Below are 24709 nucleotides of genomic sequence, written 5' to 3' on the forward strand. Positions count from 1 at the left end.
TGGCCAACTAAACTCACATTATCTCACGCCTATAACTGAAAGACTATCAGCTATTCCAAACTTGCCCCCAATCCAGTAAGACCACCTCACCAGTACCGGTAGAGGTGTCCGCGCCACCCCCAAGAGAACTGGCACCAACAAATGTAAAAGAGCCGTTTAATCTGAGATCGCCATTCATGATAATTTGCCCACTTAAAACAGAATTGCCATTCTGCGTCATATCTCCACCAGCAAAAAATCGACCATCAAACGGCGTATCAGGATCGTTCCCTGTGGAACCGTTAAACGTCATATCCCCGCCAGCGTAAAATACGTTATTAACTTCACCGCCACCACCTTGGCGGATGGCACCGTTATGTTCCATATCACACGTTGCAATGACCGTCATATTCTCAAAGGTCGAATTACCACCACCCCCACTAATCGATACATTGCCGTTAACAAAGACGACATCACCAGCGGAATAGTTCGACAGATCCAAGGAATATGTAGATGCCGAATTACAATTGACGGAGGCAGTGCCGCCGAAATTGTTAATGTCGTTTGAGATTGGGACGGCATCAGCCGAACCAAAAGGATATGGTTCAAACACCCCTTGGTCATTAATTTCCGTAAACGTGACTTCACCAACTCCTCCAGCAGCCACGTCTGTGTCCACTTCATTGCGCCATGTTTCAATTCGGTCGACAAAATTAGGTGGAGGAAGCACTAAGCCTGCGTCTTCAATTATTGCGCAGTCTATGCATCTATCTGTATCTCCGTCTGGATCCAGATTGATATTTGTTGTGCCATTCGCAGTAACTCGCGAATTAGTCAATATCGTATTGCCGCCCGTTATCCGGACCTCCTCCAAGTTGCCATCGGAATGTATGTACGTGTTTGTTAAATATGCATTGCCGTTAATTCTAATGGTGCCGTTCGTCCAAATGTCCTTATCGCCACCCAGTGGAATTAATGATGAGTCATAACGCACAATTGCTCTTAACTGAGTCTCTGCAAGTACATCCTGGCCAGAAAATGACTGACCTCGAACATTAAGGATACATCTGCTATCAACGCTTGAACACGAACTAGCCGGACTTGTGAATGACTGCCATGAGTCAATTATAAATCTCGAGTTTGGCCCAGCTCCGTAGCTTACAAACGTACTCAAGCTTGGATGCACTGCCCCCCAGTTGGCATCGGGATCAGCTCGCAACCAGCCGATATGCTCTTGTAAGGCACCTTCCGCTGCCATGCTCGATTCTGCAATCCGCTTCTGATTTCCAGACATGCGCTCCTGCAAACTCGAGCTATTAAGCATTGCCACGCCAAGCACGGTAAGCACGACTAAAATTATTAGTGCGATAACCAAGGCGACGCCTTTGGACTTTTCAGCTTTAAATTGTTTGACGTTCATGATGCTGTCCTCGCATATTAATGCCTTTGTTTGGGGTCTTAGTCATAAAGGCTCAGAAAACCTCTCGGATTACAGGATTCCGGAACGCTACGACAAATCTGTAATTGACATCTTGAAATGGATCATCTTCTTGAAATGGATCATCTTCTAGAGCGACGTCAATTGTCAGTCCAATAGGTGTTACCCCGTCCGAAGCAAGGGTTTGAGTGAACGTGAGGCTTGATATGCCCTCCAGCATCGTACCTACAAGGCCCTGGCCACCATCGCATCGAAGCTGTGTACCCACAAGAGAATAAGTGTTTGTGGCTATGCCATTTGTTGGTGCTGTGTCTTGTCCCAGACAATTAGTACTTGCTTCATAATTTACTTCTACGGATGTTGATGATGGTAGCGAGAAAAATTTTGAAGGCGGGCTGGGCACCAGGGGGAAAGATCCCGTCATCCGTAGTTCCTGAACGAGAAAGTTCGATATAAATCGAAGATTCTCTTGAGCTCGGGCCATCTCTTCCGCATCTCTTGCTGAGCTTGCACCGGAGCCAGCTAATAAAATTGCACCACCAATCAGAAACACACTGAGGGTCAGCGAAACCATCAATTCAACCAAGCTGAATCCTCTTGGAGCTAAATCTTTTTTTATTGGATTCATGTCAGGGCGCTACCGGCAGTCTCGTTCTATAAGCAAACTCTTCAGCATCGTCGGCTAGACCGAAACGGGAGTCTGCCCAGCTGATTTCAATGTCAACGTCTATCCAGCCATTTCCTGTCGCTACTTGACTGATCTCGACATCCAATTGCGGAAGATTAGTAAATGACCACTCTGCAAGCACGTCGGACTCAATGTCAGAAAGACTGTAGCTGCCAGTTTCACCGAGTTCCAGCCAGGCACGCTCTTCCGCATCAATCGCAATCATGCTGGCGATTGAGCTGAAGTACGCAGAGTGGGATGCTTGTAATGATCTGAGATTCAATCCAGCAAGTCCCGCAAGTCCAATAGCTAGGACCAATGCGGCCACCAAAACTTCAATTAAGGTAAGGCCCCGCTGCGTTCTGCAAATTTTCACTTGTGTGTTCATTAGGTTCCCGAGCAACTTTCGAATGTTCGTCTCACAGATCCACTTATTAAAATGTTGAGCACTGCGCGCTGACGCTGCCCACTGCAGGGCTCGTGCTCAACAGCCAGGGTTACTTCTCCAGAAGACAATACGGAGCGGTCATTAAAAATCAGCGGTAGAGAACCACTCTCTGCAGTCAAATCAGTATTCTCAAACGTTACCTGCTTCACAACACAAGCTGGCGAACAATCTAAATTTTGTACCTCCACTGTCCAACTGTCCGAACCCGTTGTTTTTATCAGCTGGTATCCATTGACACTTGCACTTGCCTGGCTCCGTGCATAAGCGATCAATGAGCTCAACTCATTACTTTGCGCGGTTACGCGATTATTTCTAATAAAGTTTTGTAAGCCCGGAGTTGCTAGTGTAATGAGTATTGAAGCCACAACAATGACAACCATAAGCTCAATGAGCGTTATTCCTACTGGAATTTGTTTTAGAAAATTTCGCGCCATCACGAACCCCAGCATCTGTCGTTATCACTACCGGCGTCGCGTTCACCGTCTTGTTTGAGCGTGAATGTTCCGCACGGGTCGTCTGACTGTGAACCTTGTGGAACCGCCTGAAGGGTATAGGTCGTCGCGGTGGGGCCAGCCGCGAAGGAAATCGTGTAAAAACCATCGTCGGTAGGGCCCGTCACAGTCGGGCAGTCGTTGTACACATTTTTACGGGTGAAACAACGTTCAAGCACTTGGGCAGCATTAAGCAAGGACGATTGCGCATCCGCCCGCCGCGTCTTCTGCACCTGATTTTGATAAGAAGGAATCGCAATCGCGGCCAAGATGGCGATCACGGCCACCACGATCATCAATTCAATCAGCGTAAATCCACGAACTTTCATCATTTTGGCCTTCAATTGCGGGATGTCAGGCTCTGATTATGGCCCAACAGCCGGCCCGGCACCATTGGCCGGGCGGAACGGAAACCTGCAATTTGAGGATACGCCCGCGCCCCTGCTAATCCAAGCGCGGGCCGACGGGCGGGGTTGTTTGGTGGACAGGCGGTCATGGCGGCACTCCTCAGGGGGAGTTTCCGCAAGGTCGGCCATTGGGGGCGTCAGCTAAAGCGCGCCATAGATGACACCCGTGGCACCGGTGTCCTAATGGATTTCCTGCCAGCGGGTCATAGCTAGAGCGCTGACAGGGCCAGGCGCTTCCGGCAAGGGAAGAATGTTGGAAAAACTATCGCTTTGTTCATAGGTGAAATTGCCCGGTAGACGGATGTTGCCGCCGGCAACTATTGAACCGCCAAGGCTCCCTCGGCCATTCTGGCGAACATTGCCCTCTGCCCAGAAAACACCATACATGTCACTTCGGCCGTTCAACGTGATATTTCCACCCGAGATCAAGGCAACCGAAAGTTCATTATTTGCTCCCAAGTAAGACCTACCACGGTGGGTGATGTCACCGGAGGCCATGAAAGTTACATTTGACAATCCCTGTTGTTTGGGGAGGGTCAGATCGCCGTCACAAAAGTAAATAACGCCGCCGCCATCACCATCGTCTGGGAGGTCATCAGTTTCGCAGGTCTCAATAACGTTGCCGTCGCCTTTGGTTTCGTCAATAAACTCGGCTGCCGACGGAACATCTATCTCTTGCGCATTTGATTGGATTCGTGGGGAACTTGATGGGTCATTGGGGTCATGAGGTGTACTTCCTCCAAAATCCACTTCGCCCTGGGCCGTAATGGTATTTTCAATAGTTACTGGGTCACCGTTCTCATCAATCCCCTGGCGATCCTTAAGCTCACTGTTACCGGAAGTATTCGTAAAATTTCCGTTGGCATGAATGCTACCTTGAAAGGTCGCTTTCCCGTTGGTGGTGATGTTTTCGTTGGCCAGCATGCCCTTAAAGAAAGCCGGGTTGATCTGCATGCCACCGGACTGCGGCCGTTCGAATTCCACCGCCAGCGCGGTCTGGGCCAGCACCTCATTGCCGGTGAGTGAAACGCCGCGGACAGTGACGGTTACATCGTCGTCGGTCCACGACAGGGCCGGATCGATCCAGAAATAACCGCTGGCGCCAACGTTCGGGGTCGGGTTCTGTGGCAGGCTGGCCGGCAAGGCATTCGTCCAACCAGTGCGCCAATCGTCGTCGGTCCAGTCCAGCGTTCCGTCTGCAAATTCCTGCTGCAGCCAATCCCAGAACTGCGCACCACCGGCCTCGGCAGCCATAAAGGAGATGGCCTTGTTGTTGGTGTTGGCGGTCATCCGTTCCTGCATCAGGCCGGCATTCATGCCGGTTATACCGACCAGGGTCGCGATGAACAACAGTATCAGGATGATGGCAAGTGCGACGCCCTGTTGCCTGTTTTGAAACGATGGATTGGTCATGCGCGTCATTGGCAGACTCCCGCAGAGATAGAAAATGAGGTATTGTTTTTGATATTGCCGCCGGGTTCGTTAGCGTCGCAACAGTTGTTTGAGCATGACTCCGCGTTGCTCGGATCAGATATCAGGGTCGAGCCTTTGTTTTTGAACAAACATTGGCAGGTCCCAGGATCCGGTGAACCGCTGGCTGAATCGCCATCGTCGTCGTTGTTACCATCAGTACCCCCGTCGCCATCGCCGTCATCTTCGTTGGTTCCATCGTCATTTCCGTCGTCGTCGGTGCCACCAGTGTCATCGGTTTGATCGTTGGCATCCGACCCATCATTCTCGTCATTACTATCGTTGCCTGCGCCTTCGCTGCCGTTGGTGCCGCTCCCGCCACCCGGCGACCCGCCCGCCCCGCCAATGCCCGAGGCTTCTTCCAGAACAGGCATCCGCATGGTCGCTGAGAAACGGCCCACGCGGCCGTGACTCTGCCCAGAGCGATCCAGCATCGCCAGGCTGACGTTGACGCTGCGCACGTCGTCCCAGTCGGTGACTGAAGCGGGAACTTTCCACTGGTCGTTGTCTGCCCAGTACTGATCGCTGGCCTGGCCGAACAGCACGACCGAATTGCTTGCATCCAGTCCACCGACGATGGTTTCGGTGAGGGTGCCATCGGCGTTGGCGGCCGAGCAGCGCAAGTTGCCATCAACGATGCTGAAGGTGTTGGTCGTCTCAATGGTGATCTCACGTCCCAGGCAGTCCTTGTAGCCATTTTCACCTTCCGGCCTGATGACCACCTTCAGCCACTCACCGCTTGCCGGGGTTTCAATCTCATCTCCCTGCCGAACCACCCGCTTGATGGTGTGCGAGGCAAACCGAAACGCCTCCTGGGCGTTGTTCAGGTCGGCCTGGGCGCGGGAGGTCTGCTGGTTGGCGGCAAAAACGCCAATGATGGCACTGATCACGATCAGGCTCAGGGCCATGGCCACCATCAACTCGACCAGGCTGAAGCCTTGATTTCGGTTTGCAGGGCGGGGGAATCTGGAGCTCATGCGGTCAGTCTCCTTGTTCATGTCGAGCAGTCGACCCGGGGCAGACGGAAGTTGTGGACGAACTCGATGGTCGCGGGCTCTCCGTCGCGGGCCGTGCGCTCGTTCCAGCGGATGGTCAGTTCAATGACGGTACCCACCGAGTCGGCGGCGTCCTGGTAATCCAGGGCCGGGCTGGACCAGCCGGTCCCGGCCAGCGTGCCTTGTTGCTGCGCCTCCCAGGCAGCCTTGATGGTGTCGGCCTCGGCCTCGACAAAATCGCCATCGTCGTCATACAGGTCGCAGAGTCCGGCCCACATGCGCTCGACCAGGTCATTGGCCTGCATCACGGCCACCGAGCGTTCGTAGCTGGCCTGGCTGCCCTGCAGACCGGTCAGGTTGAGCGCGGCCAGGCCCAGAAGACCGAACGACAAGATCAACACTGCGACCAGAATCTCGATCAGGGTGAAGCCGGCAGCCCGACTTGAAGACGTGCGGTTGGGACGAGGACGAATCACGGGCATGTCTCGTCTCCATCGATAATTCGGGCGTTGCCGGCCAGCGACATGCAGACCGTGCGCTCAGCCGATGCCACCTGGATATCAAAATCGATAATGGTCTGGCCCTCCAGGGTGCCGGTATTGGAAAACACCCATTCCTCAGCGCCGTCGATGTCGATCGAGGAACCCGGCGATGCCTGGGCGCGCAGAATTTCGGGGTTTCCGGATCCGTCCTCGCCCAGAACGATCCAACCGCCTTCCCACTGACCACCGCTTGTACAATCGGTCGCGCCGGGACAAACGGTAATGTCCTGGCCGTTGGCGATGGCCGCGCTGCGGGCAAACTGCAGGCTGGCCAGCAAATCGTTGGCGGTGCTGGTGGCCCGGTTCTGCGCCACCAGCGCCTGGAAACCTGGGATACCAATGCTGGCCAGGATGGCAAGCACGGCCACCGTCACCATCAGCTCGACCAGCGTCAGGCCGCGTTGCGTGCGATAGCTTGTCGTCTTGTGCAAAGGCATTGTCAGTCGCGATGAAATCCGGTCCTGCAGTCCCAAATGCAACTAAAATGCCAAACTTTAGAACGTGGCCGTAAAAAACCACGCCAGACTTGCTGGAATGGCCCTTAACTAACTGTCTAAACAACAGAACTTTTTTTCGAAGAGACTTTTTGGAAAAATCTGCCTGTTCTGGGCTCATGACGCAACCGCGCGGTGCAAATTGACCAACAGGGTCAGCGTTTGTCGCGGAGCGGGAGCCCGGAGGGCGGGCGATTTGGAGGCGGACGAGGAACGGAAAATATCCGCTGCACCATGAAATACGGAAAACGCCCTTCAAAATTTCATGGGCGCGGTCGGCTTACTTGCCGCCGTAGCGCTTCTTGAACTTGTCGACGCGGCCGCCGGCGTCCATGATCTTGTGCTTGCCGGTGTAGAAGGGGTGGGACTTGCTGGAGACTTCCGAAGTCGCGTTGCTGATCAGGCTCCTCACGCTGCGTGGTCTTTAAAACGCTTGCAGATCTTCCATATGCCGCATAAAATGCCCTGGTAATAGGTCAACCTGTGAGCACTTATGCAACCAACAGCCAATTTTCTGGCCAAGGGCTATGGTCGTGACGGGATGATCGCGGTTGACGAACTGGTCGAGTACCTGCACGTCAACAAGACCGAGCTGGCGGCGGCCGCGGGCCTTCCCCGAGATGCGGTCTCGAAAAAGTCCCGACTCGCCTCTCTGCGGACTCAACGCCGACTTGGCGAAATCGTCGAAATCATCAACCGTGTCATTCCCTGGACGGGCACGGTGCAGGCGGCATTCGCCTGGTACCGCTCCCAGCCCCTGCCCTCGTTCGGAGGCCTGACGGCCGAGGACCTGGTCAAGGCCGGCCGTGGAGAGGCCGTTCGTGCCTACCTGTCGCGAGTTGCCGTCGGTGGCTATACCTGAGATTCGGTTTCAGGGGCAGGCTTTTCGAGCACACGACCCGCGCTGGGCCTGGGATCCGGAGTCCGGCGAGGGCGCGCGCCTTCATGGCGGGCGCTTCAATCCCTGTGGAATGCCGGCCCTGTACCTGTCGCTGACGCCCGAAGGGGCTTGGGCCGAAGGCCAGCAAGCGTTTCCCTTCAAACCTCAGCCCCTGACGATCTGCGCGTATCAGATTGACTGCGAGCGCATCGTTGATCTTCGCGATACTGCGGCGCGGGAATCTGCAGGAGTCTCGGGTGAAGACCTAGCCTGTGCCTGGGAAGAGATCATGGCCCGCAACGCAGTTCCGCCGACACATGAGCTGGCACGGCAACTGATCGAGACCGGGGTTGCCGGCATTCTCGTGCCAAGCGTCGCGCCGGGCGCACCGGATAGAGCCGCCAATTTCGTAGCCTGGCGCTGGAGCCGTAATCATCCGCACCGGATTGAGTGCATTGACGAAGAAGGGCGCCTGGCGGCGCCAGAGGGCTTGAGCGCTTACTTGCCGTAGCGCTTCTTGAACTTGTCGACGCGGCCGCCGGTGTCCATGATCTTGTGCTTGCCGGTGTAGAAGGGGTGGGACTTGCTGGAGACTTCCACCTTGACCAGCGGGTATTCCTGGCCTTCGAATTCGATGGTTTCCTTGGTCTGGACGGTCGAGCGGGTCTTGAAGACCAGATCGCTGGACAGATCCTGGAAAACGACTTCGCGGTAGTTCGGGTGGATATCGGCCTTCATGACGGCAAACCTGTGCAGGAGTTCGAAGATAGCCGCGCATTATCCCGCAGACTCTGCCCGGATTCAAGCGATTTGCGCGACGGCTTGTCGAGGATTGTCATGCAGGCGCTGTTCGCAGCGTTGACGTGATGCTGGTGGTCGGCGGCAGACGCGACAGGCAAAGCCTGCTGCAGCGTCGGCTTCTACGCCGCTGAACCGGAGCACCATCCGCCTACAATAGGGGTTATGGCCAGCTCTCCCCCATCTTGGTCGTGGCGCATCGCCACCGGGCATTCGCAGACCACCCGCGCGGCGCAGGATGTGCTCGACGACGGCGGCAACGCCGCCGATGCGGCCGTTGCCGCAGCGCTGGCGGCCAGCCTGGCCGAGCCGCTGCTGTGTTCGCTGGGCGGCGGCGGGCATGCCCTGGTCCAGCGCGACGGCCAGGCGCCGCTGGCGCTGGATTTCTTTGCCCAGAGCCCGCGTCGACGGCGCAGCGGCGAGCTGGATTTCTACCCCATCGTGGGCAATTTCGGCCCCGACACCCAGGAATTCCACGTCGGCATGGCCTCGATCGCCACGCCCGGGGTCGTGGCCGGCCTGTTTGCCCTGCACCAGCGCTACGGCAGCCGGCCGATGAGCGAACTGGTTGCCCCCGCCGTAGGCCTGGGTCGCGACGGGCTGACGCTGAACCGCGTGCAGGCTTTTACCCTGGCCATCCTGGAGCCGATCGTGCGCGCCACCGATCCGGGCGCGCGCGTGTTCGGCCTGGCCGACCGGACCGCGCCACTGCCGAACGAAGGCGACCCTCTGCAAAATCCCGAGCTGGCCGATTTCCTGGAAGCGCTCGGGCGTGAAGGGCCGGCGCTGTTCTACCAGGGCGAGGCGGCCCGGCGGCTGGCGCGCGACTCGGTCGAGCAGGGCGGGCACCTGCGGCTGGAAGATCTTTCCGGTTATCGCGCACGCTGGCGCAGGCCGCTGCGCTGGCGCTACCGGGACGCGGTGCTGTGGTCGACCCCGCCGCCGGCTTTCGGCGGCATCATGCTGGCCCTGGCCTGTCAGCGCCTGGCCCTGCACTTGGGCCCGCGCCGCGGCGGCTTCGGCTCGCCGGCGCATCTGCAGGCCTTGTGCCTGGCCATGGCCGAGTCCGAAGACCTGCGCACCCGGCTCGAACAGCCCGAAATGCTGGCCTCGGATCGCGCCCTGCGCGCGGCGTTTGCCGGCCTGAGTGGCCATGCGCACCAGGTCAGCCGGCGCGGAACCACCCACATCAGCATCGACGACGGGCGCGGCCTGGCCGTGGCCCTGACCCTGTCCAACGGCGAGGCCTCGGGCTACGTGATTCCAGGCACCGGCATCATCATGAACAACATGCTCGGCGAAGAAGACCTCAACCGTTCGGGCTTCCACAACTGGCCGGTCAACCGCCGCCTGGCCTCGATGATGGCGCCGACCATCATCCGCCGCGGCGAGCACCGCTACCTGCTCGGCAGCGGCGGATCGAACCGCATCCGCACGGCCCTGGCCCAGGTGATCTGCAACCTGATCGATTTCGGCATGGACCTGAGATCCGCCGTCAACGCCCCGCGCATTCACCTGGAGCGCGGTCATCTGAGCGTGGAGCTGGCCGAGCGCTGGCCGCCCGAAGCCCAGGACTGGCTGATGCAGCACTTCCGCGACGCCCGCGCCTGGCCCGAACGCAACCTGTTCTTCGGCGGCGTCCACGCCGCCGGCCCCGATTCAGCCGCCGCCGACAGCCGGCGTGGGGGGCATGCAGCGGTGGGCGATCGTTGACTTCAATCAATCTGCTTAAGTACTATTCAAATCCAATCACGACCGAGGCTCAACCATGGCGAAGACTGACACCCGAGTGTTGACGGCTCATATACCGGTACCACTGGCGGAAAGGGTTGATGTGATGGCCGAGCGCCTTGAGAGATCGCGCGGCTGGGTCGTCAAGCAGGCGCTGGCCAGCTGGATTGCGCAGGAGGACGAGCGCGATCGTCTCACGCACATGGCTCTGGCCGACGTTGATGCCGGGCGAGTCATTGATCATGAGACTGTGCTGGAGTGGGCTGACAGCCTTGGTGCAGATCAGGAGTTGCCGGTACCGCGCAAATGAAACTGTCGTGGAGCAACGAAGCCGTTGCAGACTTGAAACGCCTGCACGACTTTCTTGCCGCAGTCAACAAACCCGCCGCAGCCAAGGCTGTGCAGGCGCTCGTCAGAGCACCCGCAGTGTTGCTGGCCAACCCACGCCTTGGGGAACAGCTGTTTCATTTCGAGCCGCGTGAGGTCCGGCGCATTCTCGTTCGTGAATACGAGCTTCGTTACGAAATTCAGGGCTCGACCATCTATATCTTGCGCCTGTGGCATACCCGGGAACACCGTTAGTTCAAGGCAGCTGCGTCGCCAACGCCCCCACGTGCACGCCGGGGTTGAAGTAGCGGGTCTGGATGCCACTGGCGGCAAAGCGCTCGGGGCTGACCGCCTCGATGGTGCCGCCCTTGCGGGCCTGGGTGGCTGACCACCAGCCCGAGGGGTAGCACGGCTGCGGAAAGCCCAGGGTGCGGATGTCGTCGAAGCCGGCCTGTTCCATGTTGGCGCGGATGCCGCCGATCAGTTTCTGGTGCAGCAGGGGCGATTCGCTCTGCTGGACCAGGATGCCGCCGGGGGCCAGGGCGGCAAAGCAGTCGGCGATAAAGCCGGGGCCGAACAGGCCTTCGGCCGGGCCGATCGGGTCGGTGGAATCAACGATGATCACATCCACGCTGCCGGCAGCGATGCTCTTGATATAGGCCAGGCCGTCGTCGAACATCAGCCGCGCGCGCGGGTCGCCGTTGCGCTCGCACAGCTCGGGGAAATGCTGCTCGGCCAGGCGGGTGACCTGCTCGTCGATCTCGACCTGGGTGACCGACTCGACGCCCTGATGGCCCAGGACTTCGCGCAGCGTTCCACAGTCACCGCCGCCGATGATCACCACCTGCTTCGGGTCCGGGTGGCTGAACAGGGCCGGGTGGGTGAGCATCTCGTGGTAAAGGAAGTTGTCCCGGCTGGTCAGCATCACGAAGCCGTCGATGACCATCAGGTTGCCCCACTGGGTGGTGCGGTAGACGTCGATGGTCTGGAAATCGGTAGTCTCGTGGGCCAGGTGGGCGTCGATACCCCAGGAAATGGCCGAGCCGGCCTCCTTGCAGACTTCGGTGAACCACTTTTCGTTGGCGGGCAGCATGGCGCGGACTCCGGGGCAGATGCGGGAAGCGGCATCTTACCGCGGATGCGGCGTGGCTCATGGTCGGGCGGTACAATCCCGGCTGCTGCCCATCGCGTCATTGTCGAGACCTGCCATGAAGCCCGATCCCGTTGCCGAGGCCCGACGTCGCTACGCCATGGCGCGCTGGTCGGAGGGATTTTTCGATATCGATGCAGCCGGGCGCCTGCTGGCCCGGCCGAGCCTGGACTCCGGTGAAGGCGTTGCCCTGGCCGAAGTCGTCGAACAGGCCCGAGCCCAGGGCCTGCGCCTGCCGCTGCTGGTGCGCTTTCCGGAAATCCTGCGCCAGCGCGCCGGTCAGCTCACACAAGCCTTCGCCCAGGCCATGAAAGAGGCCGACTACCCGGCCGGCTATACCCCGATCTACCCGATCAAGGTCAACCAGCAGGCCACGGTGGTGCGCACGCTGGCCGGACTGGATGGCTTGGGGCTGGAGGTCGGCAGCAAGCCCGAGCTGATCACCGCCCTGGCCGTCAGCCGACCCGGCACCACCATCATCTGCAACGGCTACAAGGACGCCGCCTACATCCGCCTGGCCTTAAGCGGGATCAAGCTGGGGCTGATGCCCGTCATCGTGATCGAAAAGCCGGGCGAATGGCCGTTGATCGAGCGCGAGGCCAATGCGCTTGGCGTGACCCCGACCGTGGGCGTGCGCCTGCGCCTGGCCTCCCTGGGTGCCGGCAACTGGCAAAACACCGGCGGCGAGCGGGCCAAGTTCGGCCTGGCCGCCAGCCAGCTGCTGGACCTGGTCGAGGCCATGCGCCAATCCGGCTGCCTGGACTGGCTGGGCCTTTTGCATTTCCACATGGGCTCGCAGATTTCCAACCTGCGCGACATCCAGCGCGGCGTGCGCGAGGCCGGCCGGTATTTCACCGAGCTGAGCGCGGCCGGGGTCAAGGTCCGCTACCTCGACATCGGCGGCGGTCTGGGCGTGGACTACGAGGGCGGCGGCACGCGCAGCTTCTGCTCGATGAACTACTCGCTGGCGCAGTACGCCCATGCCATCGTCGCCGGCATTGCCGAGCTGTGCCGCGAGCGCGGGCTGACCCCGCCGCACCTGCTGTCCGAATCCGGCCGCGCCCTGACCGCCCACCACGCCGTGCTGATCACCAACGTGACCGCCACCGAGCGCCTGCCGCGCACGCCGGGCCGGCCCGGTGAGGACGATCACGCCGTCATTCGCGGGCTGTTCGAGGTCCTCGGCGGGCTCGACCGACACGAGCCCGAAGAGCTCTTTCTGGAAGCAGAGCATTTGCTCGAGGAAGGTCGAAATCTGTTTTTGTATGGCGACCTCAGCCTGGCCGACCGGGCGCGGATCGAGCCGCTGTACTACGCGATCCTTGAGGCCGTCGGCACGCGCCTGGACCCGGAGCACCGCCGCCACCGCGAGCTGCGCGACCGCATCCGCTACCAGCTGTCGGACAAGTACTTCATCAACCTGTCGATCTTCCAGTCGCTGCCCGACATCTGGGCCATCGACCAGGTCTTTCCGATCGTGCCGCTGGCCCGACTGGACGAAGTCCCGACCGCGCGCGCCGTGCTCGAGGACCTGACCTGCGATTCCGACGGCCGGATCGATCAGTACGTCGATCGCGGCCTGCTCGAGCCGACCCTGCCGGTGCACGAAATCGCCCCCGGCGAGACTTATCTGCTGGGAATTTTCATGGCCGGCGCCTACCAGGAAACCCTGGGCGACATCCACAACCTGTTCGGCGACACCGACAGCGTCGATGTCAGCCTGGACGGCCAGGCCTTGCGCCTGGACAACAACCGCTCCGGTGATTCGGCCGATATGCTGCTGGCCCTGTGCGGCTACGATCCGCGCGCGCTGATGACGGCCTGCCGGGCCAAGGTCTCGGCGGCCGGGCTGGAACGCGATCAGGCCGAGATGCTGGAACGCCTGCTGGCCGAGGGACTGTCGGCCTACACCTATCTGGAGACCAAACCATGAGCGAAGCCAATACCGGCTGGATCGGACTCGGCGCCATGGGCTGGCCGATGGCCGGCCACCTGCATGCCGCCGGGCATTTGAAAGCCGTCTGGAACCGCACCCTGAGCAAGTCCGGCGCTTTTGCCGAGCAGCACCCGGACACGCTCGCCGCGACCACCCTGACCACGCTGGCCGAGCGCTGCCAGGTCATCATGCTGTGCGTCTCGGCCGATGAGGACCTGGAGGCGGTGGTTGAGGAACTGCTGCCGGCGCTCAAGCCCGGCCAGGTGCTAGTCGACCACTCCACGGTCAGCCCGGCCACCGCGCGCAAACTGGCAGCCCGGCTGGCCGAGCACGAGGTCGGCTTTATCGACGCGCCCGTCACCGGCGGGGTCGAGGGCGCGGTCAAGGGCCAGCTCGCGATCATGGCCGGCGGCGACTGGGACACCTTCCAGGCCGTCCAGCCGCAGCTCTCGGCCTACGCCCGGGTCACCCATCACCTGGGTCATGCCGGCAGCGGGCAGTCGGCCAAGGCGGTCAACCAGCTCATGGTCTCCGGCATCGCCGAGGCGGTGTGCGAGGCCCTGGCCCTGATGGACAAGCTGGACCTGCCGCGCGAGCACATGCTCGAGCTGCTCTCCGGCGGAGCGGCCAACAGCTGGTTTCTGGAAAAACGCGGCCGCACCATGCTGGCCGACGAGTTCGACGTCGGCTTCGCCCCGGCGCTGCTGCTGAAAGACCTCAAGATCTGCCGCAGCCTGTGCGAAGAGGCGGATTTCGACTCCAGCGTGGTACGTCAGGCGATTGCCGACTACGGCCAACTCGTCGCGCAGGGCGAGCCAGGCAAGGATATCTCCGCCCTGATCCGGCTGAAGCGGCAGTAGGTCTGGCTGGAACCGGCGGCCTCAGCCGCCGATGTAGTACATCTCGATCTTCTCGCGCTCGCCGCTGAGCTGGGTGCGCATTTCGCTGTAGCGGTCGCTGCGCTTGCGCCAGATGCCGTCGATGATCTGACCCAGGGTGGCGTCGTCGACGCCTTCGCGCAGCGGGCCGCGCAGGTCGGTGCCCTTGTTGGCGAACAGGCAGGTATACAGGCTGCCTTCCGAGGACAGCCGGGCGCGGGTGCAGTCGCCGCAAAATGGCTGGGTGACCGAACTGATGAAACCGATCTCGCCCTGGCCGTCGGCGTAACGATAGCGTTGCGCGACTTCGCCCCGGTAGTTGGCGTCCAGCGGCTCCATCGGCCAGCGCTGTTCGATGCGCTCGAGCAGTTCGGCCGAGGGCACGAGCTGGTTCTCGTCCCAGTCGTTGAGCGTGCCAACGTCCATGAACTCGATGAAGCGCACCACCACGCCGGTGCCGCGAAAGCGCTCGAGCAGGTTGTGCACGGTCTCGTCGTTGACGCCGCGCTGGATCACGGTGTTGATCTTGACCGGGGTCAGACCGGCCTCGACCGCGGCATCGATGCCGTCGAGCACCTGTTCGGGGCTGCCGCGTCCACCGCTGAGCATCCGGAAGATGTCGGGATCCAGCGAATCGAAGCTGACCGTGACCCGGTCCAGGCCGGCGGCCTTGAGGGCGGCGGCGTGCTGCGGCAGCATGATGCCGTTGGTGGTCAGGGCCAGGTCCTCGACGCCGTCGATCAGGCTGAGCTCGCCGACCAGGTCGACCAGGTCGCGGCGCAACAGCGGTTCGCCGCCGGTCAGGCGCAGCTTGGTCACGCCGCGCTCGACGAACAGCCGCGACAGGCGCACGATCTCGGCAAACGACAGGCGCTCGCTCTTGTGCAGAAACTGGAAGTGCCGGTCGTACTTGTCTTCGGGCATGCAGTAGGGGCAACGGAAGTTGCACCGATCCATCACCGAGATGCGCAGATCGCGCAACGGGCGCCGACGGGTATCGGTCAGCACGCGCAGCTTCAGCACGTTCTGGTCTTGTTCAGTCATTCCCGAACTCTTTCTCTCTCATCCGACCGACTAGGTTACTCTGCCGCGCAACGAAATTCCAGACCGATTTAGTCTTATTTCGGTTTGTTGCGGTCGCGCAGCTGATTGAAGTAGTCCAGCTTCTCGCGCGCCATGACGCCACCAAGCAACAGCAGCGCCACCAGGTTGGGCGCGGCCATCAGGCCGTTGAAGGTATCGGCAATGTCCCACACCAGCTCGAGCGCGCCGACCGAACCCAGAAAGACGAAGACCAGGAACAGCAGCCGGTAGGGCAGCACGACCTTGCGCCCGAACAGGTATTCCCAGCTTTTCTCGCCGTAGAAATTCCAGGTCAGCATGGTGGTGTAGGCGAAAAACACGATTGCCACCAGGACCACGTAGCCGCCCAGGCCGGGCAGCCCCTGGGTGAAGGCCTGGCTGGTCAGCACCGCGCCGGTGACCACTTCACCGGTTTCGTCCACGGTTCCAAGCACGCCGGTGACCAGGATGACCAGCGCCGTCATGGTGCACACCACCAGGGTGTCGATGAAGACTTCCCACACCCCCCAGAAGCCCTGGCGGAAAGGATGGTTACGGGCCTGGGCATGGACGATGGAGGCCGAGCCCAGCCCGGCCTCGTTGGAGAAGATGCCGCGCGCGACCCCCATGCGAATCGCCATCGCGACCGAGGCGCCGGCAAAACCGCCCATGGCCGACATCGGCTGGAACGCGTGCTGGACGATCATGCCCAGCGCCGCCGGGACTTCGGTGATGTGAATGGCCAGGATGCCGAGCGCCCCGGCCAGGTAGGCCACCGCCATGATCGGGACGACTTTTTCTGCCGTCACCGCGATCCGGCTGATGCCGCCCAGGGTGACCGCACCGACCAGCACCACCAGCACCATGCCGGTCATCCAGGTCGGTACGCCGAAGCCGGTGGCCACCGACTGGGCCAGGGTGTTGGACTGGACCATGTTGCCGATGCCGAAGGCGGCCAGGCCGGCGAGAAAGGCGTACAGCACGGCCAGCCATTTCCACTGCGGCCCCAGGCCGTTTTCGATGTAGTAAAACACCCCGCCGGAGATGTGCCCGTCGGCGTCGACGTGGCGATACTTCAGGCCCAGCGTGGCCTCGGCCATCTTGGTCGCCATCCCGACCAGGGCGACCATCCACATCCAGAAAATCGCCCCGGGACCGCCGAGCACGATGGCGGTGGCCACCCCGGCGATGTTGCCGACGCCAATGGTGGCGGCCATCGCCGCGGTCACCGCCTGGAACGGCGAGATGGCGCCGGTCTCTGCGCGCGCGCCGGGCCGGAAAATCAGCCCGAAACTGTGCCGCCAGGCGTGGCGCAGGTGGCGAAACTGGAAAAACCCCAAGCGCACGGTCAGGTAGACGCCCGTGCCGACCAGCAGAATCATGAACGGCGGCCCCCAAACGATGCCGTTGAGCCAGGCGTTGGCAGTGGTGATCAGATCCAGCATGCGATGTCCCTCGGCGAAACCGGACCATAGCCTAGCCGAAAATCAGCCAATCGCGAAATCGCGGTGTCAGCCGCCTGTGAGCACCATGGCCTCAAAGCCGTTTTCGAGCAGTCGCCGGCGCGCCTCGTCGGCGGCCCGGGCGGTTTCGAAGGGACCCACCCGGACCCGGTGCCAGGTGCTGTCATCGACGGTCACGTTCTGGACGCGCGCACTCAAGCCCAGCAGGGTGACCTGGGCGCGCAGGCCTTCGGCGTCATCGGCACTGCGGAATGAGCCGACCTGGAGCAGGTATGGACCGGCCGATGCGGCGTCTGGCTCCGGCTCGATGCTGCGGGCGCGCTCCTCGATCTCGCTGTCGGGCACGACCACCTCGATTTCCGGCAGCACGGTAAAGAACTCGTAGCTGCGCGAGCGTTCAGGGGCCTCGCTTTCGGCAATCGGCGGCTCATCACGGCCCGAGGGTTCAGCAGGCGCCGCCGCCTCGCGCGCACCCGGGACCACGCCCGAGAGAATGGCTGCCGTGGCCAGGGCCAGGCCGCAGACCAGCCCGCTGGCAAACCACAGCAGGCCATGGCCGCCGGCGCCGCGCCGCGCCTGCTTTCGCGCCATCTACATTTCCTCCGGTGCGCTGACGCCGATCAGGGCCAGGCCGTTGCGCAGCACTTGTCCGGTGGCATTGATCAGATTGAGCCGGGCGTTGCGCAGCTCGTCGTCTTCGACCAGGAAGTGACTGTTGTTGTACCAGGCGTGAAACAGCGCGGCGAGCTCGTGCAGGTAATGCGCCAGCATGTGCGGCGAGCGCCGTTCGGCGGCGCTTTCGATGACCTCGGGATAGCGACCAACGGCGCGCAGCAGTTCCTGTTCATGGTCACTGTCCAGGCGCTCCATGGCGGTCTCGCCCAGCGCCGGGTTGTAGCGATGGGCGGTCTCGCCGAGCTTGCGGAAAACGCTCTGGATGCGGGCATGGGCGTACTGGATGTAGTAAACCGGATTCTCGCTGGCGCGCGACTTGGCCAGCTCCAGGTCGAAGTCCAGGTGCTGGTCGTGCGAACGCATGACGTAGAAATAGCGTGCGGCGTCTTTGCCGACTTCCTCGCGCAGCTCGCGCAGGGTCACGAAGCTGCCCGAGCGGGTCGACATCTGCACCCGCTCGCTGCCGCGGTAAAGCACGGCGAACTGCACCAGCTGGACTTCAAGGCGCTCGGGATCAACCCCCAGGCCGCGGGCGGCGGCTTTCAGCCGCGGCACGTAGCCGTGGTGATCAGCCCCCAGGATGTAGAGCGACGTGCCCGGGCAGCGCTCGAACTTGTCGAGCAGGTAGGCCACGTCGGAGGCAAAGTAGGTGCTGCGGCCGTTGTCGCGGACCACGACCCGATCCTTGTCGTCGCCCAAGTCGGTGGCGCGGAACCAGGTCGCGCCGTCCTTCTCATAAAGCCAGCCGCCATCCCGAAGCCGCTGCAGGGCCCGGTTCAGCGCCCCGGAGCGCTCCAGGCTGCGCTCGGAGAACCAGCGGTCGAAGGTGACGCCGAACTCGTCGAGATCGCCTCGGATATCGTCAACCATGGTCTCCAGCGCGGCGCGGAAACAGGCCTCGTAGCCGGACTCGCCCAGCAGTTCGCGCGCGCGCTTGATGAGGGCGTCGATGAAGACCTCCGGATCGCCGTCGTCGCCGGTATCGGGCGGCAGGCCGTCGGTGACATCCGGGCCGTTGTGGCGCAGGTCGTCACCGTGGCGGCTGCGGACCTCGCGGGCGATGTCGTAAATGTAGTCGCCGCGGTAGCCGTTGGCCGGAAAGACGACGCGCTCGCCGGCCAGCTCCAGGTAACGCATCCACACCGAGACCGCCAGGATGTCCATCTGCCGGCCGTAGTCATTGACGTAGTACTCGCGGTGCACCGTATGGCCGGCGGCGGCCAGGATGGCGCTCAGGCTGGCGCCGTGGGCGGCGCCGCGGCCATGGCCGACGTGCAGCGGCCCGGTCGGGTTGGCGCTGACGTATTCCAGCAGGACGTCCTCGCGGCTGCCGGCCGGCGAGCGACCGTAGTCGTCGGCATCGCGGAGGATGTCGCGCACGACCATGCGCAAGTGGTGGGAACTGGCGAAGAAGTTGAGAAACCCGGGACCGGCGATCTCGACTTTCTCGATCCGCTTGGAGTCCGGCAGCCGATCACGAATTTTGGCCGCCAGATCGCGGGGCTTCATGCCCAGACCGCGGGCGAGCACCATGGCGATGTTGCAGGCGTAGTCGCCGTGCTCGCGCGAGCGGGTTCGTTCGACCTCCGGCACCGGTTCGGTCTCGAAGGTCAGTTCGCCGTCGCGTTTGAGGTACCCCAGCGCCTGGCTGACCAGTTCCTTGATGTGGGCGCGCATTTCCTGGCATCGTGGCAAGACAGGCGCTATTGTAACGGGCTGGCCATTGCGGCGGTTTCGGGGTTATCCACAAAAGCTGTGGACAACTCTGTGGGCAGTATTTTGATGCGCGCTGCAAGCAGTGATCCGACGGCGGAGCGCAGCGATTTGGGCAGAAATCAATCAGTCCAGATAATAGTATATTTATCAAATGCTTATGGGCTATAGCTGGAAGTGAAGCCAGCTCATGGCCGCTAAACCCCTGTTTTCCGTTACCTGCGCATGACCATGTGCATAACTGCAAGGAGAATTTCAGCGATGACGGCAATCCGACCCTATCTGGACCACCGGCCGCGGCTCGGTGAACGCGTTTACGTCGATCCCGACTCAACCGTCATCGGCCGGGTGGAGCTCGCCGACGATGTGTCGATCTGGCCGCGGACGGTGCTACGCGGGGATGTGAACGACATCACGGTGGGCGAACGCACCAACATCCAGGACGGAACCATCTGCCACCTGACCCACGACGGTCGCTACACCCCCGGCGGCATCCCGCTGATCCTCGGCGCCGATATCACCGTGGGCCACGGCGCCATCCTGCACGCCTGCACCATCGGCGACCGCTGCCTGGTCGGGATGGGCGCCATCCTGCTCGACGGTTGTGTCATCGAAGACGAGGTGATGATCGGCGCCGGCAGCCTGGTCAGCCCCGGCAAGCGGCTGGAGTCCGGCTGGCTGTATCGCGGGCGACCCGCCACCCAGGCGCGCCGCCTGAAACCTGAGGAACTGGAGATGCTGCGCTACTCGGCGGCCCACTACGTCAAGCTCAAGGATCAGTATTTGGCGGACGGCAACTGAAACGGCGAAAGACGGCGTTCCCTAAATTGTCAATTTTGCTTAAACTTGCGCTTCGCCAGACAGTTGGTCGTTGACAAGGGAGCCTGAGCCATGACGGTGGAAGTGCCGCGCATTGCCGCAAACGGAATGAATATGCCTGCACTGGGCATTGGTACCTGGCAGATTCGGCCAGAGACGGTGGAAGCGATCGTGCCGGTGGCGCTGGAGGCCGGCTTTCGCCATATCGATACCGCCCAGATTTACCGCAACGAAGACGCGGTGGGCAAGGCGGTGGCCGAGTCCGGCGTCGCCCGGGACGAGGTCTTCCTCACCACCAAGGTCTGGGTGGATCGCTACGCGCCCGATGATCTGCTGGCTTCGGTGCACGAAAGCCTGGAGCGGCTGCAAACCGACTACGTCGATCTGTTGCTGCTGCACTGGCCGGTTTTCGAAGGCCACGGCATGAACCCTACCCTGGAGGCCCTGATGCGGGCGCGCTCCGATGGCCTGGCGCGACACATCGGGATCAGCAATTTCAACATCGACCAGACCGAACAGGCGGTGGCGTTTTGCGGTAACGGCATGCTTTCGGCCAGCCAGGTGGAATACCACGTCTACCTGGCCCAGGAGCGGCTGCGCTGCGTGCTCGCCCGGTACGATCTGGTGATGACCGCCTACATGCCGCTGGCCCAGGCCAACTGCGTGAACGATCCGGTACTGTGGGAAATCGGGTCGCAGTACGACAAGACCGCACCCCAGGTCGCCCTGCGATGGCTGATCGAGCAGGACCGCGTGGCCGCGATTCCCGCCACCTCCAACCCGCATCACGCGAAAGCCAATATCGAAATCTTCGACTTTGCGCTCAGCGTCGAGGATCGTCAACGCATCGCCGAACTGGACCGGGGGATGCGGCTTTGTAAGCCCGAGGGACTGGCGCCGGAATGGGACGACTAGTGGGCGACGCGCCCACTAGATTCGCTCGCCCAGTAGATTCGTTCAGGAGTCGCCGATAAAGCGCACGCCGTCGGCGATCAGCTGCAGTTCATAGAGCCGCTCCAGGACGATCGGGTCGGCGCCATACTGGTCGACCATGCGACGGGCGTACTCGGGCGAGACTTCGACCCGCGACAAGACGCCGTGGGCCACCGCCTGCCCGCGCAACTCCGAAGGAATCGCGAAATTGTGGTCGCGCACCTTGATCCGCAGCATCTCGCCGTTTTGCTCAAACACCGCCCAGCAGCCGCGGCCGGTGCAGACATCGGTCATCCGGCCGGTCACCATCAGCGGCTGATCGATCAGCTCCTCACTGCCGGCCAGCACCTCGACGACGTCGACCGGCGCGGTCTCGGTTTCAGGCGTCTGACCGAACCATTCTTCAGAAGCCAGCACCGGCAGAGCCAGCAGCAGGGCGGCCAGCGAACTCAGGCAAAAAACGACTTTCGATTTCATGATTTCTCCTTGTTGTCCTTGTTGCTTTCCATATTTTTCATGAAGGGACGAATGATATCCAGCGGCAGCGGGAAGACAATGGTGGAATTGTTCTCGCCGCCGATTTCGCTCAGGGTCTGAAGATAGCGCAGCTGCATTGCGCTGGGGGCTTCGGCCAGCTCGGTGGCCGCCTCGACCAGCTTCTTGGCCGCCTGCTGTTCGCCGTCGGCCAGAATGACCTTGGAGCGCCGGGTGCGCTCGGCCTCGGCCTGGCGGGCGATGGCGCGGATCATCGATTCGTCGAGATCGACGTGCTTGATCTCGACGTTGCTGACCTTGACCCCCCAGCCGTCGGTCTGGCGGTCAAGGATCACCTGGATATCCTCGTTGAGCTTGTCGCGCTCGGACAGCATCTCGTCGAGCTCGTGCTTGCCGAGCACCGAGCGAAGGGTGGTCTGGGCCAGCTGGCTGGTGGCGTCCATGAAGCGTTCGACGTTGATGATCGCCTTTTGCGAATCGACCACCTTGTAGTAGATCACCGCGTTGACCTTGACCGAGACGTTGTCGCGCGAGATCACGTCCTGGGTCGGCACGTCGAGCACGATGGTACGCAGATCGACCCGCACCATCTGCTGGATGAACGGAATCACGATGATCAGCCCCGGCCCCTTGACCTTGTAAAAGCGGCCCAGGGTAAAAATCACCCCGCGCTCGTACTCGCGCAGAATCTTGATGGTGTTGGCGATCAACAGGACGAGGATCACCACGACCGTGGTCATGAAGTATAAAAAGTCGATGTTCATAAAAGCAGTCTCCTTCAGACGTGCGATGAATGATCGGCGGGACGCACCTGGACCACCAGGCCATCGACCGCTTCGATTTCGACCCGGTCGCCGGTTCGAATGCTCTCGGGTCCGCGCGCACTCCAGTCCTCGCCCTCGACATGGACCCGACCCTTGCCGTCGTCAAAGTCGGAAATGGATTCCGCCTTGAGCCCCACCAGGGCTTCGGTGCCGCTGACGCGCGGATTGCGGTGCGAGCGGGCGGCGAGATAGATGATCACGAAAAACGTCAGGGCGGCGGCCAGGCCCATGGCGGCAATCAGGCCGGTATTGACGGCAAAGCCGGGGACATCGGTATCCATCAGGATGATCGATCCGAACACCACGGCAAAGACACCGCCAATACCCAGAATTCCAAAAGATGGCACGAACAACTCCACGGCAATCAGCGCAAAACCCAGCACCATCAGGGCCAGACCGGCATAGTTGACCGGCAGGATCTGGAAAGCATACAGCGCCAGTAAAAGACTGATGCCGCCGATCACGCCCGGCACCAGTGCGCCTGGATTGTAGCCTTCCAGGATCAGGCCGTAGATGCCGACCAGCAAGAGGATGTAGGCCAGGCTGGGGTTGGTGATCACGCCCAGAAAGCGGCTGCGCCAGTCCTGCTCGATCACCACCGTGCGCACGCCGGCGGTTTCCAGCACCTGCGTCCCGTCGTGCATGCGGACTTCGCGTCCGTCGACGGCTTCCAGCAGTTCGGTCAGGGATTCTGCAACCAGGTCGATGACGTTGATCTCCAGCGCCTCGCTGGCGGTCAGGCTGACCGCCTCGCGCACCGCGCGCTCGGCCCATTCGGCATTGCGGCCGTGGCGCTCGGCCAGCCCGCGGATATAGGCCGAGGCGTCTTCGAGTACCTTGCGTTCGGTGGCCGAACCCGGCGCCGACTGCGGCTCCGGCTCGGGCTCCGATTCCGCCTCGGGTGCTTCTTCGGCGCCGTCGGCCTCGCCCGACCCCTGGTCTTCTTCGGCCGATTCTTCGGCCGACTCCCCGGCGCTGTCGTCCAGCGCATCGCGGGCGCGTTCCAGCGGCGAGCGCGGTTGTTCAGCCTCATCATTACCCCCGCCACCGATCTGCACCGGGGTGGCCGCGCCCAGGTTGGTCGACGGCGCCATTGCCGCCACATGCGAGGCGTACAGCATGTAGGTGCCGGCACTGGCGGCGCGCGCGCCGGCCGGGCCGACCCAGGTCGCGACCGGCACGTCGGCGTTAAGCATCTTGCTGATCATGTCGCGCATGGACGCGTCCAGCCCGCCGGGCGTATCCATGCGAAGCACCACCAGCCGCGAGCCTTCCTCTTCGGCCTGCTCAATGCCCCGGACCATGAAGTCCTTGATCGCCGGACCGATCGGCCCGTCGATGTCGAGGACGTGAACGACCGGGTCGTCGGCGCGCGGCTGCGGCAGGGCAAGCAACACAATGGCCAGGCCCACAAGAACCAGTCCGGTCAAACCGAACAGTCCGCGGCGCGGGGTGCGAACAAACGATTGCTGCTTCATAATCTCCCATTAGACGCGCGGCAGCCTGAGCAAGGCGTCAATGCCCACCGCTATCAAGGCCTTAAGACCACGGAGCGGGCGGCACGTTCCGACGGCTTGCGTTGAATCCGCGTCCTGCAGCCCTAATGTGCAGCCTTATCCACACGCATCAGGCAACCAGAACGCCATGGAAAAACCCAACCAGGATCAGTTCCGCATGGACACCGCTCAGCTCGTGCGCGAGGAGAGCTACACCGACCAGCGGATCGGATCGATCCGCGTCCTCATCCCCGTTTTGCTCGACGGCCAGCCCGATCCCGAACGCAGCAAGAGCTACGTCGGCCAGACCCAGGTCATGACCCAGGCCGGCCCGCTGCCGCTGAGCTTCGAGCTGCCGGGTCGATCCCTGGCAGACGCCATCGAAGGCTTCCCGGCCGCGGCCGAAAAGGCCATCGAAGAGGCGGTCGAAGAAATCAAGCGCATGCAGCGCGAACAGGCCTCATCGATCATGGTGCCCGGCCAGGGCGGCGGCGGTATGGGCGACCTCCCGGGCGGCAACAGCGGCAGCATGCCCGGCGGCGGGATCAAGCTGCGCTGAGGATCAGGCGGGCCGGCGTCATCAAGAGCGCCGGCCCGG

Annotated in this window: 29 protein-coding genes; 10 read left to right on the forward strand and 19 right to left on the reverse strand. The window is 61.8% G+C overall.

Annotation, left to right across the window (positions count from 1 at the left end):
- Window positions 1-46: 46 nt before the first annotated feature.
- The 10 genes from G3I74_RS00795 to rpmE form a co-directional block, all read right to left on the reverse strand.
- Window positions 47-1399 carry a pilus assembly PilX family protein gene (locus G3I74_RS00795; RefSeq protein WP_164209072.1) on the reverse strand — a complete coding sequence of 451 codons (1353 nt, stop codon included), beginning with the start codon at window positions 1397-1399 and terminating at the stop codon, window positions 47-49.
- Window positions 1400-1451: 52 nt separating this feature from the next.
- Window positions 1452-2045, reverse strand: a complete 594-nt coding sequence (locus G3I74_RS00800; protein ID WP_164209075.1) for a PilW family protein — start codon at window positions 2043-2045, stop codon at window positions 1452-1454.
- A gap of 1 nt (window position 2046) precedes the next feature.
- Window positions 2047-2472, reverse strand: a complete 426-nt coding sequence (pilV, locus tag G3I74_RS00805) for a type IV pilus modification protein PilV (protein WP_164209078.1) — start codon at window positions 2470-2472, stop codon at window positions 2047-2049.
- Window positions 2472-2981, reverse strand: coding sequence for a pilus assembly FimT family protein (locus tag G3I74_RS00810; RefSeq protein WP_164209081.1), 510 nt, complete (start codon window positions 2979-2981; stop codon window positions 2472-2474). The genes pilV (G3I74_RS00805) and G3I74_RS00810 overlap by 1 nt, the downstream gene beginning before the upstream one ends.
- Window positions 2966-3355, reverse strand: a complete 390-nt coding sequence (locus G3I74_RS00815; protein WP_164209084.1) for a type IV pilin protein — start codon at window positions 3353-3355, stop codon at window positions 2966-2968. The genes G3I74_RS00810 and G3I74_RS00815 overlap by 16 nt, the downstream gene beginning before the upstream one ends.
- Before the next feature lie 255 nt (window positions 3356-3610).
- Complete coding sequence (locus tag G3I74_RS00820; protein ID WP_164209087.1) at window positions 3611-4852, reverse strand: pilus assembly PilX family protein; 1242 nt, start codon at window positions 4850-4852, stop codon at window positions 3611-3613.
- The gene (locus G3I74_RS00825; RefSeq protein ID WP_164209090.1) at window positions 4849-5877 is read right to left on the reverse strand and encodes a PilW family protein; all 1029 of its coding nucleotides are present in this window, start codon (window positions 5875-5877) and stop codon (window positions 4849-4851) included. The genes G3I74_RS00820 and G3I74_RS00825 overlap by 4 nt, the downstream gene beginning before the upstream one ends.
- Before the next feature lie 17 nt (window positions 5878-5894).
- A complete protein-coding gene (pilV, locus tag G3I74_RS00830) occupies window positions 5895-6377 on the reverse strand; it encodes a type IV pilus modification protein PilV (RefSeq protein WP_164209093.1) in 483 nt (160 codons plus the stop codon).
- Window positions 6368-6874 carry a GspH/FimT family pseudopilin gene (locus tag G3I74_RS00835; protein ID WP_164209354.1) on the reverse strand — a complete coding sequence of 169 codons (507 nt, stop codon included), beginning with the start codon at window positions 6872-6874 and terminating at the stop codon, window positions 6368-6370. The genes pilV (G3I74_RS00830) and G3I74_RS00835 overlap by 10 nt, the downstream gene beginning before the upstream one ends.
- Before the next feature lie 337 nt (window positions 6875-7211).
- Complete coding sequence (gene rpmE / locus G3I74_RS00840) at window positions 7212-7343, reverse strand: 50S ribosomal protein L31 (RefSeq protein WP_164209095.1); 132 nt, start codon at window positions 7341-7343, stop codon at window positions 7212-7214.
- An 81-nt stretch (window positions 7344-7424) separates the two neighbouring features.
- On the opposite strand from rpmE, the gene G3I74_RS00845 reads away from it, so the two are divergent.
- A complete protein-coding gene (locus G3I74_RS00845; protein ID WP_164209099.1) occupies window positions 7425-7793 on the forward strand; it encodes an antitoxin Xre/MbcA/ParS toxin-binding domain-containing protein in 369 nt (122 codons plus the stop codon).
- The gene (locus G3I74_RS00850; RefSeq protein WP_338063034.1) at window positions 7780-8322 is read left to right on the forward strand and encodes an RES family NAD+ phosphorylase; all 543 of its coding nucleotides are present in this window, start codon (window positions 7780-7782) and stop codon (window positions 8320-8322) included. The genes G3I74_RS00845 and G3I74_RS00850 overlap by 14 nt, the downstream gene beginning before the upstream one ends.
- On the opposite strand, the gene G3I74_RS00855 is transcribed toward G3I74_RS00850, so the two are convergent.
- A complete protein-coding gene (locus G3I74_RS00855) occupies window positions 8310-8549 on the reverse strand; it encodes a type B 50S ribosomal protein L31 (protein WP_164209102.1) in 240 nt (79 codons plus the stop codon). The two genes, G3I74_RS00850 and G3I74_RS00855, sit on opposite strands and share 13 nt — an antisense overlap.
- 225 nt (window positions 8550-8774) lie before the next feature.
- Between G3I74_RS00855 and G3I74_RS00860 the strand changes: the two genes are divergently transcribed.
- The 3 genes from G3I74_RS00860 to G3I74_RS00870 are packed head-to-tail and all read left to right on the forward strand — an operon-like array spanning window position 8775 to window position 10922.
- A complete protein-coding gene (locus G3I74_RS00860) occupies window positions 8775-10322 on the forward strand; it encodes a gamma-glutamyltransferase (RefSeq protein ID WP_164209105.1) in 1548 nt (515 codons plus the stop codon).
- 55 nt (window positions 10323-10377) lie between these two features.
- Window positions 10378-10650, forward strand: coding sequence for a CopG family ribbon-helix-helix protein (locus G3I74_RS00865; RefSeq protein ID WP_164209109.1), 273 nt, complete (start codon window positions 10378-10380; stop codon window positions 10648-10650).
- On the forward strand, window positions 10647-10922 hold the full coding sequence (locus tag G3I74_RS00870; RefSeq protein ID WP_164209112.1) for a type II toxin-antitoxin system RelE/ParE family toxin: 276 nt from the start codon (window positions 10647-10649) through the stop codon (window positions 10920-10922). The genes G3I74_RS00865 and G3I74_RS00870 overlap by 4 nt, the downstream gene beginning before the upstream one ends.
- Before the next feature lies 1 nt (window position 10923).
- Here the strand turns inward: G3I74_RS00870 and speE are convergent, their stop codons facing one another.
- Window positions 10924-11760 carry a polyamine aminopropyltransferase gene (gene speE / locus G3I74_RS00875; protein WP_164209115.1) on the reverse strand — a complete coding sequence of 279 codons (837 nt, stop codon included), beginning with the start codon at window positions 11758-11760 and terminating at the stop codon, window positions 10924-10926.
- Window positions 11761-11875: 115 nt separating this feature from the next.
- Between speE and speA the strand changes: the two genes are divergently transcribed.
- Together speA and G3I74_RS00885 are read left to right on the forward strand one after the other, a co-directional pair.
- Window positions 11876-13750 carry a biosynthetic arginine decarboxylase gene (gene speA, locus G3I74_RS00880; RefSeq protein ID WP_164209118.1) on the forward strand — a complete coding sequence of 625 codons (1875 nt, stop codon included), beginning with the start codon at window positions 11876-11878 and terminating at the stop codon, window positions 13748-13750.
- Window positions 13747-14613 carry an NAD(P)-dependent oxidoreductase gene (locus tag G3I74_RS00885; protein WP_164209120.1) on the forward strand — a complete coding sequence of 289 codons (867 nt, stop codon included), beginning with the start codon at window positions 13747-13749 and terminating at the stop codon, window positions 14611-14613. The genes speA and G3I74_RS00885 overlap by 4 nt, the downstream gene beginning before the upstream one ends.
- A gap of 21 nt (window positions 14614-14634) precedes the next feature.
- Here the strand turns inward: G3I74_RS00885 and moaA are convergent, their stop codons facing one another.
- From moaA to argS, 4 genes are all read right to left on the reverse strand, one after another.
- Complete coding sequence (gene moaA, locus G3I74_RS00890) at window positions 14635-15675, reverse strand: GTP 3',8-cyclase MoaA (RefSeq protein ID WP_164209123.1); 1041 nt, start codon at window positions 15673-15675, stop codon at window positions 14635-14637.
- Window positions 15676-15749: 74 nt separating this feature from the next.
- Window positions 15750-17138, reverse strand: a complete 1389-nt coding sequence (locus tag G3I74_RS00895) for an alanine/glycine:cation symporter family protein (RefSeq protein WP_164209126.1) — start codon at window positions 17136-17138, stop codon at window positions 15750-15752.
- Between the two features lie 66 nt (window positions 17139-17204).
- Window positions 17205-17747: an SPOR domain-containing protein gene (locus G3I74_RS00900; protein ID WP_164209129.1), complete on the reverse strand. Its 543-nt coding sequence runs from the start codon at window positions 17745-17747 to the stop codon at window positions 17205-17207.
- On the reverse strand, window positions 17748-19508 hold the full coding sequence (gene argS, locus G3I74_RS00905; protein WP_164209132.1) for an arginine--tRNA ligase: 1761 nt from the start codon (window positions 19506-19508) through the stop codon (window positions 17748-17750). It abuts the gene before it with no gap.
- A gap of 297 nt (window positions 19509-19805) precedes the next feature.
- On the opposite strand from argS, the gene G3I74_RS00910 reads away from it, so the two are divergent.
- Entirely contained in the window at window positions 19806-20345 is a 540-nt protein-coding gene (locus G3I74_RS00910) for a gamma carbonic anhydrase family protein (RefSeq protein WP_164209135.1), read from the forward strand.
- A 90-nt stretch (window positions 20346-20435) separates the two neighbouring features.
- The gene (locus G3I74_RS00915; protein ID WP_203594425.1) at window positions 20436-21278 is read left to right on the forward strand and encodes an aldo/keto reductase; all 843 of its coding nucleotides are present in this window, start codon (window positions 20436-20438) and stop codon (window positions 21276-21278) included.
- A gap of 42 nt (window positions 21279-21320) precedes the next feature.
- Here the strand turns inward: G3I74_RS00915 and G3I74_RS00920 are convergent, their stop codons facing one another.
- The 3 genes from G3I74_RS00920 to G3I74_RS00930 are packed head-to-tail and all read right to left on the reverse strand — an operon-like array spanning window position 21321 to window position 24093.
- Window positions 21321-21773 carry a DUF4920 domain-containing protein gene (locus tag G3I74_RS00920; protein WP_164209139.1) on the reverse strand — a complete coding sequence of 151 codons (453 nt, stop codon included), beginning with the start codon at window positions 21771-21773 and terminating at the stop codon, window positions 21321-21323.
- The gene (locus G3I74_RS00925) at window positions 21770-22555 is read right to left on the reverse strand and encodes a slipin family protein (protein WP_164209142.1); all 786 of its coding nucleotides are present in this window, start codon (window positions 22553-22555) and stop codon (window positions 21770-21772) included. The genes G3I74_RS00920 and G3I74_RS00925 overlap by 4 nt, the downstream gene beginning before the upstream one ends.
- 14 nt (window positions 22556-22569) lie before the next feature.
- Window positions 22570-24093, reverse strand: coding sequence for an NfeD family protein (locus tag G3I74_RS00930; RefSeq protein WP_164209145.1), 1524 nt, complete (start codon window positions 24091-24093; stop codon window positions 22570-22572).
- Window positions 24094-24259: 166 nt separating this feature from the next.
- Between G3I74_RS00930 and G3I74_RS00935 the strand changes: the two genes are divergently transcribed.
- Window positions 24260-24670 (forward strand): hypothetical protein, encoded by a 411-nt coding sequence (locus G3I74_RS00935; protein WP_203594426.1) that lies wholly within the window; start codon window positions 24260-24262, stop codon window positions 24668-24670.
- Window positions 24671-24709: the final 39 nt, after the last annotated feature.

Source organism: Wenzhouxiangella limi (genome assembly GCF_010499265.1).
GTDB lineage: Bacteria > Pseudomonadota > Gammaproteobacteria > Xanthomonadales > Wenzhouxiangellaceae > Wenzhouxiangella > Wenzhouxiangella limi.